Origin of the sequence: Pseudoalteromonas spongiae UST010723-006, from assembly GCF_000238255.3 — a bacterium.
Classification (GTDB): domain Bacteria; phylum Pseudomonadota; class Gammaproteobacteria; order Enterobacterales; family Alteromonadaceae; genus Pseudoalteromonas; species Pseudoalteromonas spongiae.
The window spans coordinates 1,026,447-1,043,925 of sequence record NZ_CP011039.1 but is presented as its reverse complement, the minus strand read 5'-3'; the positions used below and the strand labels follow the sequence as shown (position 1 = coordinate 1,043,925).

The following is a 17,479-nucleotide window of genomic DNA, read 5'->3' as shown; positions in this document are numbered from 1 at the left end:
ATCGCCATATTTAGCCTAAGCCAATAAAAGCAAAAGGAAAGACCATGTCTTTTATCAATGAAACGCACGATATTAATTTAAAAAGCTGGGTAAGCAGCGCAAACGTTGCTGGCAATGACTTCCCAATTCAAAACCTGCCATTTGCTTCTTTCCGTCTTAAAGGATCGTCAGAAGAATTTCGCGGTGGTGTCGCAATCGGTGACCAAGTATTAGATTTAGCCGTAGTTGCAGATGCGGGCATTTTCTCAGGCATTGCTCAAGAAGCTGTAGAAGCAGCTAACGCCCCTGCACTCAACGAATTTATGGGCATGGGTAAGGCATATTGGTCTGCTCTACGTTTAGCGCTTTCAAAAGCACTACGTGAAGGCTCTGAGCAGCAAAGTGCTCTTGAATCTGCACTGGTAGCGCAAGATGACGTTGAATATGCACTTCCATGTCATATTGGCGACTACACCGATTTCTACACATCAATTTACCACGCAACAGCGGTAGGTAGCTTATTCCGCCCTGATAACCCGCTTTTACCTAACTACAAATGGGTGCCAATCGGTTATCACGGCCGCGCATCATCAATTGGCGTATCAGGTCAAAGCTTCCCTCGTCCAAAAGGCCAAACAAAAGCGCCTGATGCAGACGTACCGTCATTTGGTCCTGCAAAACGTATGGACTATGAGCTTGAGCTAGGTATCTACCTTGGTAAAGGCAACGAGTTAGGCGATGCAATTAGCATTCAAGATGCAGAAGATCATGTATTTGGTTTCTGTTTATTTAATGACTGGTCTGCGCGTGACTTACAAGCGTGGGAATATCAGCCGCTAGGACCATTCCTTGCGAAAAACTTCGCATCGACTGTATCACCTTGGATTGTGACTACTGAAGCATTAGCGCCTTACCGTACACAGTGGCACCGTGATGAAAACGATCCACAGCCGCTTGACTACTTAGAGTCTTCACACAACCGTGAAGCAGGCGCATTCGATATTCAGATGGATGTGTTACTTGAATCTGAAAAAATGCGTGCTGACGGCGCTGCACCAAGCAAGCTTTCTGAGTCGAGCTTCAAACACAGTTACTGGACAGTAGCGCAAATGGTGACACACCACACGGTAAATGGCTGTAACTTTATTCCAGGTGACATGCTAGGTTCAGGTACTCAGTCAGGCCCTGAACATGAAGAAGCAGGTTCAATGCTTGAACTATCTCGTGGTGGTAAAGAAAGCATTAAACTTAACAATGGCGAAGAGCGTAAGTTCTTGGAAGATGGCGACAAAGTGATTATGCGTGGTTGGTGTGAAGCCGACGGCTTTAACCGCATTGGCTTTGGCCGCGTTGAAGGCACGGTATTACCTGCCAAGTAACCTCCTGCCCTTTTTAGGTGGCAAGCAAATTGCCACCTAATACTCCTTCTTAAGTCGTATTTCAAAAATTTTTCTGGATTTTTTGCAGTATGTTGGTATCTTGTACCGGTTAACTTGCCTGCTAATTAATAATAATCAAAGGCAGTATATTTAACTACGTCGGTTTTCATAATGTTAAAAGCACTTTTTCCAGATAAACAGTTACTGATCCGCCAAAACGGTGACGTAAAATACCTTACTTTGCCAAGCTGGCTGCAAGTAATGCTATTTTTCGTAGGTCTTGCTGTGTGCGTTATTGCTGGTGCGGGTAGCTATCAATACGTTGAGCTAAATGGCGTGATCACCGAACAACAGCAAGTCATTGAGCAAAAACAATCTGAACTCGATGCGCTACACCTATCCTATCGTGAAAAACACAGCGAACTTTCAAGTCGCATTTCTCAAATTGATGAAAAATCACAACTAATGACCAATATGCTTGAGTCATTACCTGAAGCACAGCAAGAAGAATTTCAGGCGCAACAAGACGCCACGCAAAAAGAAAATGCTCCTGTTCAACCAGAGCAACAAGCGAAAATATCTGACACCGAAACAAAGCCAGAAGACGCTGACGTTACAAAAAAAGCGCAAGATAAAAAACAAGATAGCAAACCTGAGCCTAAGGCTGAAAGTGAAGGTGAATCTGACACGCAAGATGACAGCACTAGCGAAGAAACCATTGAAAATGACATCGCGCGTGAAAACCAACTGCTTGATACTCAGTTTACTACCCTTGCTCAAGTTGTCGATGGCCGTACTGAGAGCCTATTAAAAGCGTTGGAAAAAGCTGGAGTTGACCACACAACCTTAATTAACAAAGAGTTAGATGAAACAGCTCAAGGTGGTCCATTTAATGCGGTTGATGCGTCTGTACTGAGTAAAGATCAGCAAGCGCTATTAGATAAAATCGTAGTACTTAATCAGCTAAGCGGTAATCTTGAATTACTACCGACCAGTTTGCCGGCTAAAGCATTTTATGTTTCAAGTAGCTATGGCCTACGTACCGACCCTGTTACCAAGCGCAGAGCAATGCACCGCGGCGTTGATTTAGCTGGCTGGCACAAAACTGAAATTTTTGCCCCAGCACATGGCACAGTAAAACGTGCAGGTCGCAATGGCGGCTATGGTAAATTTATCGAAATTGAACATAAGAATGGATTCGTAACACGCTACGGGCATTTAGCTAAAATTAACGTAAAACGTGGACAAGAAGTACAAAAGGACCAAGTTATCGGGTTAATGGGTAACTCAGGACGCAGTACAGGCACCCATTTACATTATGAAATTTTACACAATGAAAAACATATTAACCCGTTAAAATTAACTAAGGCATTTGAGAATGTTCTCCAATAAGAAAAAAAATTCGTTTCCTTCTATTATCTCATCAGACGTTGAAATCTCCGGGACAATTAACAACTCAGGCACAATTCAGTTAGAAGGCTGCATCATTGGCGAAGTGAATGTACAAAGCCTAACTATCGGCAATGACGGTCGTGTAGAAGGCGATATTAACGCGCAAGAAGTAATCGTAAAAGGCACTGTTAAAGGTACTATTAAGGCTAAAAAAGTAGTACTAGAGCAGTCGGCAAATGTAGTTGGCGATATTTTTCACGACACTATTAGCATTCAAGAAGGCGCTTCAATTCAAGGCTCTATGACACAAGCAGCAAAGCCTGTAGTAACAAATACTGAAGAAAAAGAACCGAAAAAAGAAAAGAAGACAGCCTAAATGACTTTATTACGTAATACCCTACTCGCGCTCACATCAGCCGCTATTTTATCTGCATGTTGGTTTCAAGATCCTGCTGTAAAGCAAGTTGAGCAATTTATTAGCGAACAAAAAGTCGATAAGCAAGACGAGAAATGGCGCACTAAACTAACGCTGCCGCCAAAACTTGAATTTGCACCAGACACAACCTACTACTGGGTACTTAAAACAAGTTTAGGCGAAATGAAATTTGAACTGTTTCATAAAACAGCGCCTATGCATGCCTCAAGTACGATTTATTTAACCAAGCTTGGCTTTTACGATTCACTGACGTTTCACCGTGTTATTACCGATTTTATGGCGCAAGGTGGCGACCCACTTGGCAATGGACAAGGTTTCCCAGGGTATCGTTACAGCGGTGAATTTGAACCTTTAGTATCGCATGATCAAAAAGGTCTATTGAGTATGGCCAATGCCGGTCCAAATACCGACGGTAGCCAGTTTTTTATTACCTTTCGCGCAACCCCGCACCTAGATGGCAAACATACCGTATTTGGCAAGCTAGTTAGCGATGAAGCAGTGTTAGATCTGTTTAACGAAAACGCGACACGCTTTGGTAAGCCAAAACAACAACTGATTATCCAATCAGCGCATATAATTACTGAATAACAAATCATTTAGTAACCAAGCGCTAACCACAAGCCTTGAGCCAACGCTTAAGGCTTGGATCTTCTAAGCATAACGTATACAATTCACCGCCCCTGATAATTGTAGTGAGATTATGCTAAAACTCGCCCTCGTTCTGCTTGTCATCTTTTGTCCAATGGCAATCGACCTTTACCTACCAGCCATGCCTCAGATGGCTGACAAACTCGATACGTCAATTACCAATATTCAATCAAGCATTACCGTTTATATGTTATGTGTGGGCTTTGGACAGCTCTTACTTGGCCCGTTAAGCGACCGTTTTGGCCGCCAAAAAATAGCGATATTTGGCGTTTTTGCTTACTTTATTGGCTCAGTACTTGCGGCGTTTTCCGATACCGTCACCTTGCTAATTATCGCCCGTATCATTCAAGGCATTGGTGCCGCAGCAACATTTGTTAGCACATTTGCGTTAGTACGCGACAATTACAATGCCAACAAAAGTGCCCAAGTAATTTCATACTTAAATGGTATAGTGTGCTTTATTCCTGCACTCGCCCCTATTTTAGGCGCTTGGCTAACCTTGCAATTTGGCTGGCAAACTAACTTTTACTTTTTAGCCGGATTTGCCGCAATCGGATTTATCGTGTTGTTGGTTGCGATTCCTAAACGCCCTGCTATTGCAACTCAGCAACAAACTGAAGAAAAACAGTCTTATTGGCAGATAATTTCACACCCAACGTTTTTGTTTAATGCCACCATTTGCATGCTGGCAATGGGCGCTATTTTGGCATTTGTCGCACAGGCGCCTAACTACTTAATTAATCAACAAGGACTAACAGAGCAAGAGTTTACGCTCTGGTTTAGCATCAATGCCACAGTCAGTATTATCGCCAGTTTCACGGCACCGCAACTGATCAAGCGCTCTACATCACTCGCCTTGTTATGTGGTTTATTGTTGATGGTTAGCGCTGCGTGTTTAGTTTTACTATTTCAATTTACGCTTGCCAATGTAAGTAGCTTTATGGCTGCTATTTTTGTCGGCTCAATTGGCTTTTCGTTCACTATGGGCGCAGCTGCAGGTAACGCGCTAGGGCCTTTCAAAAAGCAAGCAGGCAAAGCCTCAGCCTTGCTTGGCATGATGCAAATGAGCGGCGCTGGATTAATCGTTAGCTTAACCCAATACCTACCGCTTGCGATTCCATTTATTATTGCGCTGCACTTACTCAGTGTGCTGCCTTTTTTATTAACGCTAAAACGCTATCAAAGCGCGGCAAAACCAACGTACAACTAGAGACATCAATTAATGATTAACTTTGAATCGCTGCTGTCATTTATCACCTTAAGCTTTTTACTAGCGGTGTCTCCGGGGCCGTCAAATGCATTTTTAATGGCGCAAACATTTGCTAAGGGCAAAGACGCGGGCATGCAAACAGCATTTGGCTTCGCCACTGCGGGTGTAATACACACAATATTAGCCGTTGCTGGCCTCAGTGTTATTTTAAAAACATCTCAGTTAGCGTATCAAACAGTGCTGATAATAGGTGCGCTTTACCTTGTTTATTTAGGTGTCACCAGCATTATTGATAGCTTACGAAAACCAGAAGTTATTCATTGTGAGCTATCAAATAAAAAAGAAAAAAACATCTTCGTACAAGCTATGCTTACCGAGATTTTTAACCCAAAAGTTGCGCTCTTCTTTTTAGCCTTTATTCCGCAATTCGCCGACAGTTCGCTAAGCACACCGGTATGGTTACAGTTGCTTATTTTTGGCTTGCTGTATCCAATTTTGGCTTTCCCTATTGATGTGTTGTACGTAAAAAGCGGGAACAAGATTGCAGGTTACTTTAAACATCACCCAAGCGCGCAGCAATGGATTGATCGTATTGCCGGTAGTATTTTTGTTGTATTGGGGTTACGCTTGGTGTTCGAAGTATTTTAAAGTGTGAAAACATGGAACAAATTACCACTGCGATCCCTGCCAAAAAAAGCATTGCGCTTGTTGCCCACGATGGTAAAAAATCAGCGCTAACTCTGTGGTGTCAAAAACACCAAGATGTACTCAGTCAGCACAATTTATACGGTACCGGTACAACTGGCCACATAATTGAAAAAACCACTGGGCTGGCGGTTGAAAAGCTTTTAAGCGGTCCTATGGGCGGCGACCAACAACTTGGTGCTAAAATCGCCGAGCATGAAGTCAACCTACTGATTTTCTTTTGGGATCCTCTTGCTTCTCAGCCTCACGACCCTGACGTGAAAGCATTATTGCGACTAGCTGCGGTGTGGAATATTCCCGTTGCCTGTAATGAAGCAACAGCTGATATGCTAATTGCCAGCGAGCTGATGTCGCAACAAATACATCGCACAATTCCTGACTACCATAATTATTTGGCCGATCGCCTCGATTAAATCACTCAGAGTGCCTGACACGCAGAAACCGTGCAAAACGAGGCTTGCCGTATTTCGTCAAGCCATTGTAACGATATGTCACCATTGACCCTATCTCGGGCGGTGTGTTTCTCATAACATCTGACAAGCCACTGCCCAGTTTGATTTGTTGACCACTTGGCAGCTCAACAATCAATGCGCCAACTAACCCATGGTATTTTCCTTTACCCGGACTGTAACCCACTACCTTCGCTTCAGCATCCTGATGCGGCTTGAGCTTAAGTAAGTTATCACTGCGGCCATCGCTAAACTGAGCACGTTTTGCATGCAGCATAATGCCTTCGGCGCCTTGATTTATTCGGGCTTGATAGTAGGTATCCAACTCCTGATAAGTAGTAAATTGACGCTGTTCAATTGCCGCCAAATAATCAGAAGGCGTGGCTTCTATCAATGTTTTGTAATTCAAGTAGCGCTGGTGAAATGCTTGGCTGTGATTCGGCATATCAAATACATAAAACCTGATTTTACGCCACGCTTGATGATTTGCCTTGATATCGAGTACCGTGCTGGCAATAAACTCAAAACCACCATGGCTACTCCACAATTCACCATCAAGCCACTCGCTCGGCCAATGTTCAGTAAACCAAGTGGGCGCATGAATAACGTTACCATTTCGCGTCACAAGCTGGTTATTTTTCCATATGGCACGAACGCCATCAAGCTTTTCGCTCACTAGGTAATCATTAATGGGCTGTTTTTGATAAGATTTGGCAAGCTGCACTTCGACACAGTAAGCAGCAGATGTAACAAGTGAGAAGATTAAGAATAGAGTAATTTTAAGAGCCATCATTTCCTCCTTGAAAATTCAACGGCTCTTTAAAGTGTACTTTAAAATTTAAAGTTTGCTGGCAATAAGTGCCTGAACATCAAGTAACGATGAACAGCGACTATCAGCGTGTGAAAAGTCAGCGCTTAGGCTGTATTTATTAGGCACCACAACAGTGTATAGTTCAGCCGATTTGGCACTGCTAGAGCCGGTTACGGTATCTTCAACCGCAAGCCCTGAACTTGCTGTTAATGAAAAGTGCGCGATTGCCCTTAAATAAGGCTCTGGATGCGGTTTTGGCTGTTCAACATCATCACGTGTGAAAATCACATCAAAGTACTTTGCAAGATCATGTCCTGTCAAAATAGAATGCGCTTCTTCTTTTGCACTCCCGGTCACTAACGCAACCTTTAGTCCCTGCTCACGGCACCACGCTAGCAACGCTTTTGCACCCGGTAATAATGCGGGTAAATGCAATTTAGATATCTCAGCGAATACAATGTGTTTCTTCTTTGCTAATGCCGATGCGGATAAACCCAGCTGGTGCTCTTCAACAAGCACTTTTGCCGCTTCAAGCGTTGGTTTACCAGCAAACTGCTGGCAAAACTCAGTCTCACTAAAATGTAAATCAAACATCGCAAGTACCTTGTTCCAACTAACGGCATGCAAATGCTCGGAATCAACCAATGTACCATCTAAGTCAAAATAAACTGCACTTAACGACATTGGCTTAGCCTTGCTCTTGTAGTGACTCTGGCACTGGCGAACTTGCCACGTCGCCACTTTCCACTTCTACCAATTCATAACCACGCACTAAGCGCTTTACGGTGAGCACTGGCTTTTCTAACGCCTGTTTTTGACGCTCAATATCTTCTGCTAAGCCCGTTAAGCTTGTACCAAACGAACCCTCAGCCGTTTCAGACCAATTAACTGCTTTACCATTAATATTGTATTCAACAACATGTACTTGAAACAGTGTACCTTCGTCACTTGGGCATTCAATAACGCGATAATTCCAAAATGCAGACATAATATTTTCCTCTAGTTAACGCGCGCTGACTGTAGCATATTTCACCTCAGATATGGATAGCTAATGTGCTGCAAACAGCTATTTATGCTGGCGTCTATTTAACCTTATATAAATCAAACGAAATGTTTCGTTTGCAAAGCTAAATTAATCTAGTTTGGTCGCTCAAAATAAATAAAACGCGATACAAGTAACGAAGTAAACACAAAGTTCGCAGCATACAACTGCTTAAAGCTTGCATAAATATGCGCAAACTGTTTGTATAGTGAATAAATAAGCAATTTAGTGTAGAAAGTATGTGGTTGCAAAAAGTAGTTATATTGCTGATATTCGTGTTTAGTGTTCAATCTATCGCTAAATCAACAGAACTTATTGATGTACCCGTTTTAATCGCTGAAGACGTCAAACTACACTTACAACGCTTAAGTAAACAGACCGATATTCTGACTATTTCAGATTTTTCAAATTTACCGCAGGGGCGCGATTTAGTTGATGTTATTCTGCTCAACCAAGCATTGCACTTGGGCAAATGCCAGTGTCGTTTAGTATATTTTGATAATTCGGTATATGGCCGCAATATCGAACTGCTCAAAAGCGGAAAATACGCATTAAGCGCCGACACGCTATGGCTCTCTGATATTACAAGTCATGCCACTACATTACGCTCGAGCCAAGCGGTTATTCGCAATGGTGAATACGATGTTGGTTTATATACGTCAGTAAATAACGAGCGTGCATTAAAAGCGCAAAATAAAGAGGACATAGCGCGCTTAACCGCAATCTCAAATCGCTTTTGGAGTGCTGACTGGCAAGCAATTAATCAGTTAAACCCAATCAAGCTGGCACATATCGAATCATTTCCAAATATGAAGCGCCTTGTTAAAAGTGAAATTGCCGATTTTACCTTGCTGCATTTTCGCATAAATGATGATGATTTAAGCTTTGAGCAGTTAACGCCTATTCCAAATGTAAAAGCGGTACTGTGGGATAGCCGTCATTTCGCAATATCAACTCAATTTCCTAATTATCAACGTATTGCAGAAGCATTAAATAAAGGGCTTGAGCAACTTCATCGCGAAAATAAAATAACGAGCGCTTATTTGGCGGTGGGCATTAATCACCCTCTCACTTCAGACTGGAAAATACTAAATGCATCGGATGCACCCAATTACCAAATACAATCACCGTAAGCCATTCAGCAAGTGTAAGCGTATTGTTTTCTTAACAAGATATACTTAAGAAACCACGTATTAAACAATCGCTAAACGAAAAAAAGCCCATCAACTGATGGGCTTTTTGCTATGAAATCTAAATAAATAGGTGTTTAGAAAAATGACACCTTAAACTCAACACCCATAATACGAGGTTGGTTTACCATAGCAGCATTGTTTGAGAAATCTACACCACCAATGAATACTTGCTCATCAGTAATATTTCTAACAAATGCAGATACTTCGTATTCATTGTCGCCAGCTTCCCACAGGTAACCTGAGCGAATACCGCCTTCAAGTAATGCTTCGCCTTCAAATTCAACTGACTCATATAGGAAGAAGTCAATTGCACTGCGGTAAGACCAATCAGTGTATGCGAAGAACTCACCATCGCCAATTTCTTTACTGTAGCGTAGTGTGAAGTTAGAGATCCACTCTGGTGAATGCGGTAAGCTGTTGCCGTCTAAGCTATAGCCTTTACCTTCAACAAATGGGTCTGTAATTGTACAGTTAAAGCAGCCTTGCAAGAACAGTGAGTTGTCTTGTAATTCAGTTTTGTTGTAGCTGATATTGAATGTCGCGAATAGCTCATCAGTTAAAATCCACTCTGAATCTAACTCTAGACCGTAACCAACTGTTTTATCAGCGTTAAGTAAACGGTTAAAGTTTGCAGAACCACCTACTGCAGTTACTTGCTGGTCATCCATCTGGAAGTAATACGTTGTCGCGTTTACACGGCCACGGCCATCTAATACATCTGACTTAACACCAAACTCAATTGAGTTGATAGTTTCAGAATCAGCTACAGTTACTTCGTCACCAAATAAGATACGACCTTGAACACTTGGTGCACGGAAGCTATTTGCTGCACGTGCGAATAGGTTTACATCATCAGTAAGCTTATAAGCTGCACTTAAGTCCCATGATACGTGTGAATCTTCTGGGTTAGCAGATTTTTCTAGGTCGATATTGTTGAAATCGCCCGGAGTTACAAGACGTACCGCTCTAAAATCACGCTTGTCATCTGAATAACGAAGACCACCGCTCACTTTTAACTTATCTGAAACGTGGTAATCTGCTGAAGCAAATACAGCCCAAGCCGTTGTATCTTGCTCTTGGAATACATAACCCCAGTTGAAGTCGCCACCTAAACCATCAAAACCAAAGGTTTCAATTGTTTGTTCTTCGTTGTAGTAGTACGCACCCACTTGGTAATTAAAATCACCAGCAAAGTTACTTGCTAAACGAATTTCTTGTGAGATTTGGTCGTGTGATGGAATTGCGTCAGCACTTTCTGATGCAAGGAAAATGAAGCCAGGACCCATTTCAGGTGTTGGACAACCAAATACAAAGTCGTTACCACAACCATAACCACCATCAACGTCTGCACGTGAGTAAATCTCAGCGCTTTCCCAACCAGTGATTGACGTAAGCGTATGATCTTCAAAATCATACTCTAATTTAAGGCTTGAACCTTGTGACTCAACTTGCTGTGTAGCAAATTGAACTGAGTCTTGGTAAATCACTTCAGGATCAAAACCTGCAACAGGCTTGTTTGTGCCTTTTTCAATTGCATTTGCATGGAAAACAATTGGCTTACCATCTAAATCACGCGTGTGGTAATTTAGTAACGCAGTGAAATCACCTGCCTCATATAAAAATTGAATACGTGCCGCTTGCTCATCGTAACCACCGGTTACATCATTGATGAAGTTATTTGGCGCACGGTTATCAATATAATCGTCGCGCGTTTGCTTAAGTACTGAAACACGAGCTGAAAGGTTATCGGTTAAACCACCGCCTACAGCACCTTCAAAATCGACTGAATTAAATGTGCTGTAAGATAATGCACCGTAACCTTCAAATTCTTGCGACGGCTTAACTGAGTCAAACTTTACAAGACCTGCAGGCGTGTTACGGCCGAACAATGTACCTTGAGGACCACGAAGTACTTCTACACGCTCAACATCAAATACCGGAAAACCTTTTAAAATTGGGCTTTCTTGTACAACGTCGTCTACCACTAACGATACTGGCTGTGATGCATTCAGATCGAAATCGGTGTTACCTAAACCGCGCACGTAAAAACGTGGGAAAGTACGACCAAAAGAAGATTCAACTGATAAGCTTGGGATTTTCGCGTTCATAAAACGGATATCCATACCAGCAGAACTGTATGCGTCTAGGTTATCGCCTTGTAGCGCAGAAACCGCAACAGGCACTTCTTGCGCGTTCTCAACACGTTTACGAGCAGTTACTTGAATCACTTCTAATTGTGCAGATTCAGCGCCTGCTTCTTCACCCTGTGCAACCGCAGCACCTGATAAAACTAATGATGAGAATAACGAGCCTTGAATTAATTTAGCTAGCTTTGACTTTTGTAGATATTTCATGGTGGTTTAAAACCTTGTGCACTCAAAATAAAACGTTTGATTAGCTGAACTCAGTTGTCTTGAGACAGTCATAATCATGCTTGTATCCTTTTAAAGTGAATGGCGAAGTTCAACTTTACACGTGTTTAACGCGGACCCATCAATACGAGTACTTAATACTGCGGGTTGAACATCGCCGCAACAGCCAGCCTTCCGGTTAACATGTTGTTTACACCCGTATCCATTTGCGGCAAAAATAATACAAATTGCCACCGTTTAAAAAGGACATATATCCTTGAAAAGTTTTAACAGATCGAATATGAAATATAGTTTAAATGCACTTTTTTGCATCTTTTAGCAGCATTTTTTGCAAAATACTCTAAAAAAGTACATTTAAAGAAAGGACAAATGGCCGCACAGAAGTTACATGAAATTTACATTTCTATGCTGAGAGTAACTCCGGTGATGCCAAAGTAAGTTGATGTTGATGCAACAATGCCATAATTTGAAAGTGAATTTCATCACTAACTTGCAAGTAGGTTTCGAAGTTTGTGGTAGCAATATACGACAGCACGTACAATTCAACGGCAAACGGGCTAAACCCTTTAAAATAAACACGACACGGATTTTCATCTATCAACTCGTGGTTATCTAACAAGGCCTTTAGCGCCACATTAAACTGCTCCAACTGACTGTTTGACTCTGGCATCGCAAGCAATAACTTAGGGCGAAATGCCATCTTTTCACGTTCCGAAAAGTTTTCAATTTCCATATCAATAAACTTAGCGTTAGCAATGTACACCACTGTACGTTCGATAGTGCGCACGCGAGTGGCGCGTAAGCCAATCTCTTCAACTGTGCCAATAAACTGGCCAATACGGCATAAGTTCCCCACTTTAACGGGCGTTGATGAATAGAGAGTGATCGCCCCAATTAAGTTCTCGACCGACTTTTGCGCCGCAAGTGCAACAGCCAAACCGCCAATTCCTAAACCAGCCATAATGGTAGTGGCACTGAAGCCTAAATTCTCAAGCCAAATTAAGGCAGCTGCAATCACCAATAATGACTTAATGACATTGCCCGCAGGCCTTAGTAAGTAGGTTGCATGATCTTTTCCCTCGGCAATCAGTTTTTCTGAATACTTTTGCTTGAACAAATCGGCAATGCGCCATAAAAACCACAACCACGCAAAAATAGACAATGTCGACGCTTCAGCAACGGCTTTTACCGCAAAAGTTACATTCGAGGTATCTGCGTAATTGCGCGCTAGAATCGTGGCAGTCAAAAAGCTAAATGGGCCATAAAGAAACTGTATATAATTAGTGACTTTAAGATTGGCAAAACGGGTAACACGGATTAAAAGCCAAAAGCCCACTGAGGCAAGCACCACATAAAGCAGCAAGGTTACCGAAAAATAAAGCCATTGCCATAACATCACCCCCATAAAGCGATAACTTGGCAAATTCATCGATAGCCATTCACCTAACTCACTGTAGCCGTAGTACTTATCGAGCAACGGGGTTTTTGCCACCGTTGCATTTGAGATTTTCCAAATTCGATTATCGTTAAACGGAACTCGTTGCAGCAACACAGCAACTTTGCCTTCGGGCGTATCTATGGTGCCAACTAAATCGCGATAGTCAGGTACATTTTCAGGCAAGGTGCCCAATGGATCGTTCGACAAGCCATCAATATCAACCCACAGCGCACGGTCTAAACTGACATGGAGTTGGCGGGCGATTTCAGCTTTATGTGTCTCTTCTACCTTAAATGGTAGATTGCGAAAATCGAGGTAATTTGCAGCCTGCTCATAATCTGATTGACGTGCGGCGGTTAAAAACCCTTGCATGCTGCCGCGTGGTGTTTCGCGACCAAGCATATCCCAACCGATAAAGGTATTAAGTGACTTGTCTTGTGAATGAGTTTGCTCAACGTTTTCTTGTTCAAGCAAATCTTTAACGGTTACTTCGTTTTTCGACTGCGCTAACGCAACACCGAAAAACAGGAATAAACTCAAAAGCAAACTGTGCCAGATTGTGTGTTTCATGTGCTACATTCCCTATTCACATTTGAGTTTATTTTAGCGATTAACTGTGGCTTTTTGCCTTATTAAATAAAGCTACTTGCTCGTCACTTGGTTCATCAGTAAGACGACTGACAATCACAATCGCCAAAGTAGCAATAATAAAGCCAGGTACGATTTCGTACATTAAGCTACTTAAGCTATCACCATTTACACTAATTGGTAAATAAATCCACAGTAATACTGTCACCGCACCCGAAATAATCCCCGCAAGCGCGCCCTGCTTAGTCATACGCGACCAATACAAACTAAGTATAACAACTGGTCCAAACGCCGCACCAAAGCCAGCCCAAGCATTACTTACTAAACTTAAAATTGAACTGTCACGGTCATAAGCGAGGAAGATAGCAAGTAGCGCGACTGCAAGCACTGAAATACGGCCTACCGTTACTAAGGTTTTTTGTGACGCTTGTTGATTAAAGAACGCTTTGTATATGTCTTCTGTAAGCGAACTAGACGTTACCAACAGCTGTGATGAAATCGTACTCATAATCGCAGCTAGAATTGCCGCTAATAAAAAGCCTGCAATTAATGGATGAAACAATACTTGCGATAATAAAATAAAGATGGTCTCCGCATCTTTTAATTCAGTGCCCGTTTGATTGACATACACAACACCAACAAACCCTGTCGCTAATGCACCGATAAGCGACACAATCATCCAACTCATGCCAATACGGCGCGCAGTCGGTAAATCTTTAACTGAGCGAATAGCCATAAAGCGCACAATAATATGTGGTTGTCCAAAATAACCCAAACCCCATGCCATCGCAGAAACAACACCCAGTACAGAAACACCCGACGCAAAACTGAGTAAGCTTGGGTTAATTTGTTCTACCGTTGCCACCGCATTAGATAATCCGCCAACTTCACTTAGTACCACAAACGGCACTAACACTAAGGCTAAAAACATAATGCAACCTTGTACAAAGTCAGTCAGGCTAACCGCCAAAAACCCACCAAACAAAGTGTACACAACAACAACGCCAGCAGTTACATACAAACCTAACTCGTAGCTTAAGCCAAAACTTGATTCAAACAGCTTGCCGCCTGCAACCACACCAGATGAGGTGTAAAGTGTAAAAAATACAATAATTACAATTGATGAGATAACGCGTAGCACGCGCTTATCATCGTTAAATCGGTTTTCAAAAAAATCAGGAAGCGTAATTGAGTCATTTGCCAATTCGGTATAACTACGCAAACGCGGTGCAACAATCAGATAGTTAAGATACGCACCAATAATCAAACCAATGCCAATCCATGCACTACTGAGTCCCGACAAGTACATTGCACCAGGCAGACCCATTAGCATCCAGCCACTCATATCGGATGCGCCCGCCGATAATGCCGTTACACTTGGGCTTAAATTTCTACCGCCGAGCATATAGCCTGATACGTCACTCGTTGACTTTTTATAGGCATAAAAACCAATGCCTAACATCACGATAAAATATAAGGCTAACGAAAAAATTGTGCCGAATTCCAAGTTATCTCTCCTAGGTACTAAACTTAGTACTTTATTCGCATTTTCACATCAAATGCGAGCTGTCATAATATTTCACTATATCAAAACATTACTTTGATTTGTTTATTTCTTGCGATTAATGCAACTGATAGTGCGTCAAATTTGTTCACCTAGGAAAAAATAACCAAAAACAGGTGAAATGCACACTCAATTATCCTATATTCAAGTCATAAAAAATTCTAAAGACAACATACAGGACCTCTGCTTTTATGTATTTTTATGCAGCGAGACAGCCTATTCTAAACCGAGAAAAGAAGCTAATTGGCTACGAACTACTTTTCAGAGACAGTTTAGAAAATGTATTTCCTAATATAAACGAAGACGAAGCAACATCACGTTTAATTGAAGGTAGCCAATTAAGCCTTGGTTTAGAGGATATGACAGGCGATAAGCCTGCGTTTATCAATTTCACTCTTGAGACGCTACTTAAAGGGTATGCAAAAACCCTTGAGACAAAAGAAGTGGTTGTTGAAATACTTGAAACCGTACAACCGGGTAAACGCCTATTAGCCGCCGTAAAAGAACTTAAAGAAATGGGCTATACGATAGCGTTAGACGACTACAAACATGCCCCCGTATGGCGTCACTTCTACCCTTTCGTCGATATTATCAAAATTGACTGGCTCGACACCTCGCTTGAGCAAATACAAGAAATCATTGCTCAAACAAAAGACTTCCCAAGCATCAAATTTCTCGCAGAAAAAGTAGAAACTCCTGAGCAATTTGAAAAAGCAATGGAACTTGGATTTGATTACTTCCAAGGATTCTTCTTTGCTAAACCAGAAGTGGTACAAAGCCGTGCGCTAGCGCCAAACGAAATGACATTGGCTGAACTGCTTTACCAAACATCAAGCCCAGATATGGACTTAAAGAAAGTAACCGAAGTATTTGAGCGTGATGTTAACTTATCGTACAAGTTATTACGTTATTCAAATTCAGCGGCATTTAAGCGTCGCGCAGAAATCAGTACTATCAAGCAAGCGTTGGTTGTACTGGGTGTAGAAGAGCTAAAACGTTTCTTATCAGTACTATTTACGGCGCAGGTTGCTTCAGATAAGCCACCTGAACTAATGCGCCTTTGCTTAACACGCGCGAAGTTCGCTGAGCAATTATCTGAACAATCAGGTCAGTTCCAAGAATCATCTAAAGCGTTTTTAACTGGCATGTTGTCGCTTATCGACGGTATTTTAGATCAGTCTATGGACGCCATTTTAGAAAAGCTACCGCTCTCTGAAGAGATTAAACTTGCCATTCTAAAGCGTGAAGGCCGTTTAGCAGACTACCTTGGTTTGGTTGAAGCGTATGAACAAGCAAAATGGCAAGAAGCCAATGAGATTCAAACCAAACTGAACTTAAATGCAGATGATATTCCAACTGCTTACCACGATGCATTGCAGTGGGCTAATTTACAAATGGAAGCAATGAGTAACTAAGCTCAGAGACAATCTATTTTGCCCATAAAAAAACCGACAATTAAGTCGGTTTTTTTATGTCTTAAGCGAAATAGTTTAGCACTTTACAAGTTCTCGAAGAAATCGTCATTAGCAGTTTCCTCTTCGGTCTTTTCGACTTTTGGTAAAGGTGGATTACCATCATGCAGTTCGTAAAGCTGACGCTGAAGATAAATATCTTTCATAAACAAATATGGATCGAGTGATTCGTTCAGCAAAGCCTCCTGAGGAATAAGCGATGCACGCGCCTCTAATACTTTGATCACCCACTTACCAATTGTGGCTGGCGTACCAAGCGAGATACTTGGCAATACAAACGCATCCATCACATCACCAGAGATATTTCTCGCCGTACTTGGTCCGTAAGCAGGAAACATTAAATAAGGCCCGTCGCCAGCTCCCCATACACCAAGTGTTTGGCCAAAGTCTTCCGGCTCTTCAACCAAACCAATCTCTGAGGCAACATCAAAAATACCAAAAATACCCACAGTTGAGTTCACTAAAAAGCGTGCAACGCTAACGCCCGAATTTGAAATCTTGCCCTGCAGCAACGAGTTTGTTGCATCAATCGGCGCATCGAGATTATTCGTTGCATTAACTAAACCATTACGCACAGGCTGAGGCGTTACCTTGCTGTAACCTACCGCAGCTGGGCGCAATACGTACGCATCCAACACATCCATATTAAAGTCATAAATCGGACGGTTCATCGATTGCAACGGATCTCTTGGATCGTCTTTTTCTGGTGGCACCTGTGCGCAACCCGTTAACAGCAGTACAATAACTGCCGCTAATAGACTAAACACAGACTGGATTTTTTGATTAAGCACTCAGTATCCC

At 42.1% G+C, this 17,479-nt stretch carries 16 protein-coding genes; 9 read left to right on the top strand and 7 right to left on the bottom strand.

Translation table 11 applies throughout. The annotated features are described in order from the left end of the window. The first annotated feature begins 44 nt into the window (after positions 1-44). The 7 genes from fahA (at position 45) to PSPO_RS04910 (ending at position 6,162) form a co-directional block, all read left to right on the top strand. Positions 45-1,358: a fumarylacetoacetase gene (gene fahA, locus PSPO_RS04940; RefSeq protein ID WP_010560532.1), complete on the top strand. Its 1,314-nt coding sequence runs from the start codon at positions 45-47 to the stop codon at positions 1,356-1,358. A gap of 171 nt (positions 1,359-1,529) precedes the next feature. Then, a complete protein-coding gene (locus PSPO_RS04935; protein WP_010560533.1) occupies positions 1,530-2,750 on the top strand; it encodes a M23 family metallopeptidase in 1,221 nt (406 codons plus the stop codon). Beyond that, the gene (locus PSPO_RS04930) at positions 2,737-3,126 is read left to right on the top strand and encodes a bactofilin family protein (protein WP_010560534.1); all 390 of its coding nucleotides are present in this window, start codon (positions 2,737-2,739) and stop codon (positions 3,124-3,126) included. Before PSPO_RS04935 ends, PSPO_RS04930 begins: the two co-directional genes overlap by 14 nt. Further along, complete coding sequence (locus PSPO_RS04925; protein ID WP_010560535.1) at positions 3,127-3,774, top strand: peptidylprolyl isomerase; 648 nt, start codon at positions 3,127-3,129, stop codon at positions 3,772-3,774. A 112-nt stretch (positions 3,775-3,886) separates the two neighbouring features. Further along, positions 3,887-5,044: a multidrug effflux MFS transporter gene (locus PSPO_RS04920; RefSeq protein ID WP_040642463.1), complete on the top strand. Its 1,158-nt coding sequence runs from the start codon at positions 3,887-3,889 to the stop codon at positions 5,042-5,044. A gap of 12 nt (positions 5,045-5,056) precedes the next feature. Continuing rightward, positions 5,057-5,692 (top strand): LysE family translocator, encoded by a 636-nt coding sequence (locus PSPO_RS04915; RefSeq protein ID WP_010560537.1) that lies wholly within the window; start codon positions 5,057-5,059, stop codon positions 5,690-5,692. Positions 5,693-5,703: 11 nt separating this feature from the next. Further along, positions 5,704-6,162 (top strand): methylglyoxal synthase, encoded by a 459-nt coding sequence (locus tag PSPO_RS04910; protein WP_010560538.1) that lies wholly within the window; start codon positions 5,704-5,706, stop codon positions 6,160-6,162. 1 nt (position 6,163) lies between these two features. Here the strand turns inward: PSPO_RS04910 and PSPO_RS04905 are convergent, their stop codons facing one another. Genes PSPO_RS04905 through PSPO_RS04895 form a run of 3 tightly spaced genes read right to left on the bottom strand, consistent with a single transcriptional unit; the run spans position 6,164 to position 7,997 of the window. Next, entirely contained in the window at positions 6,164-6,988 is an 825-nt protein-coding gene (locus PSPO_RS04905; protein WP_010560539.1) for a DNA ligase, read from the bottom strand. Between the two features lie 48 nt (positions 6,989-7,036). Beyond that, positions 7,037-7,693: an HAD family hydrolase gene (locus PSPO_RS04900; protein ID WP_010560540.1), complete on the bottom strand. Its 657-nt coding sequence runs from the start codon at positions 7,691-7,693 to the stop codon at positions 7,037-7,039. A 4-nt stretch (positions 7,694-7,697) separates the two neighbouring features. Next, positions 7,698-7,997: a hypothetical protein gene (locus tag PSPO_RS04895; RefSeq protein ID WP_010560541.1), complete on the bottom strand. Its 300-nt coding sequence runs from the start codon at positions 7,995-7,997 to the stop codon at positions 7,698-7,700. Between the two features lie 293 nt (positions 7,998-8,290). Here PSPO_RS04895 and PSPO_RS04885 point away from each other — a divergent pair, with 293 nt between their 5' ends. Then, positions 8,291-9,184 carry a hypothetical protein gene (locus PSPO_RS04885; protein ID WP_010560542.1) on the top strand — a complete coding sequence of 298 codons (894 nt, stop codon included), beginning with the start codon at positions 8,291-8,293 and terminating at the stop codon, positions 9,182-9,184. A 134-nt stretch (positions 9,185-9,318) separates the two neighbouring features. Here PSPO_RS04885 and PSPO_RS04880 read toward each other — a convergent pair whose 3' ends face one another. The 3 genes from PSPO_RS04880 to putP form a co-directional block, all read right to left on the bottom strand. Continuing rightward, a complete protein-coding gene (locus tag PSPO_RS04880; protein WP_010560543.1) occupies positions 9,319-11,598 on the bottom strand; it encodes a TonB-dependent receptor in 2,280 nt (759 codons plus the stop codon). A gap of 421 nt (positions 11,599-12,019) precedes the next feature. Continuing rightward, the gene (locus PSPO_RS04875; protein ID WP_010560544.1) at positions 12,020-13,624 is read right to left on the bottom strand and encodes a mechanosensitive ion channel family protein; all 1,605 of its coding nucleotides are present in this window, start codon (positions 13,622-13,624) and stop codon (positions 12,020-12,022) included. Between the two features lie 40 nt (positions 13,625-13,664). After that, positions 13,665-15,149, bottom strand: a complete 1,485-nt coding sequence (putP, locus tag PSPO_RS04870; protein WP_010560545.1) for a sodium/proline symporter PutP — start codon at positions 15,147-15,149, stop codon at positions 13,665-13,667. Between the two features lie 248 nt (positions 15,150-15,397). Between putP and PSPO_RS04865 the strand changes: the two genes are divergently transcribed. Further along, positions 15,398-16,621 carry an EAL and HDOD domain-containing protein gene (locus PSPO_RS04865; RefSeq protein WP_010560546.1) on the top strand — a complete coding sequence of 408 codons (1,224 nt, stop codon included), beginning with the start codon at positions 15,398-15,400 and terminating at the stop codon, positions 16,619-16,621. 83 nt (positions 16,622-16,704) lie between these two features. Here PSPO_RS04865 and PSPO_RS04860 read toward each other — a convergent pair whose 3' ends face one another. Next, on the bottom strand, positions 16,705-17,469 hold the full coding sequence (locus PSPO_RS04860) for an MlaA family lipoprotein (protein ID WP_010560547.1): 765 nt from the start codon (positions 17,467-17,469) through the stop codon (positions 16,705-16,707). Positions 17,470-17,479: the final 10 nt, after the last annotated feature.